The 2,288-nt window shown below is 50.2% G+C and carries 1 protein-coding gene; it reads left to right on the top strand.

Translation table 11 applies throughout. From position 1 onward, the window contains the following. Positions 1-31 precede the first annotated feature (31 nt). Positions 32-2,288 (top strand): DUF1601 domain-containing protein (locus ACO6VE_RS24315; protein ID WP_422464062.1); only part of this gene is annotated, 2,257 nt, incomplete at its 3' end.

Raw genomic sequence — 2,288 nt, 5'->3', positions numbered from 1 at the left:
TCTTATCACACAAGAAAGAATGGATGACCTGGTGAGCATATCTGCTCGTTTTGGTGATCGCTATAATGGGAAAAAACACAGTCAATTTGCCTGTTCAATCAAACAATACACATCAAGGTCAAAAAGACCATTAAATCACAGTGAACAATGCCAACTGATACCATTGTTGCATGCTTTTAAAGCGACACGCGGATGGCCTTGGCGAAGCCTGACGACAACGGTTCATTCATTTACATCAGCGGGTGTTTTTACCCCACATAAGTACATGAATGAGAGAAGCAAGGAGGCTCAGGCAGCTTTTTTGTCAACGTTACTTGATGCAGTAATACTTAAGTGCAACCAAAAACCTGACGCCATGGGTATTGATACCCAAGGTACCGCCAATCTGCTGTGGGCCCTGGCAAAAATGGTGGGCAACGGGCTTGAGCTGGAGACGACACCAAAGCTCAAAGAAGCCGTCGCCACGCTGTTGCCCCTTGTAAAAACCAAAGCCGAATCAAAAGAAGAGAAAGACCATTTTATCCCTCAGCATATCTCCAACCTGCTGTGGGCAGTGGCGAAATTAGTAGACAACGGGCTGGAGCTGGAGAAAACGCCGAAGCTCAAAGAGGCCGTAGCTGCGCTGCTGCCCCATGTGAAAACCAAAGCCGAATCACAAGAAGGGAAAGATCACTTCAACACTCAAGGTACTGCCAACCTGCTGTGGGCCATGGCAAAAATGGTGGACAATGGGCTGGAGAAAACACCGAAGCTCAACGAGGCGGTAGCCGCGCTGTTGCCCCATGTAAAAACCAAAGCCGAATCAAAAGAAGAGAAAGACCGCTTCAAGCCACAGGAAGTCGCCAACCTGGTGTGGGCCGTGGCGAAACTGGTGGATAACGGGCTGGAGCTGGAGAAGACCGCGATCCTCAAAGAGGCCGTGGCCGTGCTTTTGTACCATGTGAAAACCCAAGCCGAATCAAAAGAAGAGAAAGACCATTTTATCCCTCAGTATATCTCCAACCTGCTGTGGGCAGTGGCGAAATTGGTAGACAACGGGCTGGAGCTGGAGAAAACACCGAAGCTCAAAGAGGCCGTAGCTGCGCTGCTGCCACATGTGAAAACCAAAGCCGAATCAAAAGAAGGGAAAGATCACTTCAACACTCAAGGTACTGCCAACCTGCTGTGGGCCCTGGCAAAAATGGTGGACAATGGGCTGCAGCTGAAGAAGATACCGAAGCTCAAAGAGGTTATGGCCGCGCTGTTTCCCCAGGTCAAAAACCAAGCCGAATCAAAAGAAGAGAAAGACCACTTCAAGCCACAGCACCTCGCCAACTTGCTGTGGGCCGTGGCGAAACTGGTGGACAACGGGCTGGAGAAGACAGCGAAGCTCAACGAGGCTGTAACCGCGCTGTTGCCCCATGTGAAAACCAAAGCCGAATTAACAGAAGAAAAAGACCACTTCAAGCCACAGGAAGTCACCAACCTGCTGTGGGCCCTGGCGAAACTGGTAGACAATGGGCTGGAGCTGGAGAAGACACCGAAGCTCAAAGAGTCCGTGGCTGCGCTGTTGCCCCAGGTGAAAACCAAAGCCGAATCAACAGCAGAGAAAGACCACTTGAAGCCACAGGAAGTCGCCAACCTGCTGTGGGCCTTGGCGAAACTGGTGGACAATGGGTTGGAGAAGACAGCAACGCTCAAAGAGGCCTTGGCCGTGCTGCTGCTCGATGTGAAAACCAAAGCCGAGTCAAAAGAAGAGAAAGACCACTTTATTTCACAGCATATCGCCAAACTGCTGTGGACCGTGGTGACACTGTTGGAAAACGGGTTGGGGCTGGAGAAGACACCGAAGCTCAAAGAAGTCTTGGCCGTGCTGTTGCACCATGTGCAAGCCAAAGCCGAATCAAAAGAAATGAAAAACCATTTCAAGCCACAGGAGGTCACCACACTGGTGTGGTCCGTGGCAAAACTGGGTGAGGCCATTGAGCTGAACCTGGTTAAATCTATGTTCGATTCTCTTGTCGACAGAATCAGTGAAAACCCTCAGCTCTCTCAGCAAGATATATCAATGGCTCTCTGGGGAGTCATGGTATTTAGTGCCAGGTATTATCTGTACTTCGGTGACGATAATAAAAACGCCCTTGAAAAGCACATAGATGAACTGTTTTCTCGCCTGGAAAGTCCATCCCCGTGCAATTCAGAGTTTCCATTCATCACTGCCATGGCTGCAAGTTGGCTTGGGAGGGCGTGTCCAGTGGGCCCCCATTACCGGACAATCATTTCCCAATCTCAATCCATCTTACGCGATC

Source organism: Endozoicomonas sp. ALB115 (assembly GCF_049310245.1).
In the GTDB taxonomy this organism is placed as follows: domain Bacteria; phylum Pseudomonadota; class Gammaproteobacteria; order Pseudomonadales; family Endozoicomonadaceae; genus Endozoicomonas.
This window is presented reverse-complemented; position numbering and strand designations above follow the sequence as displayed.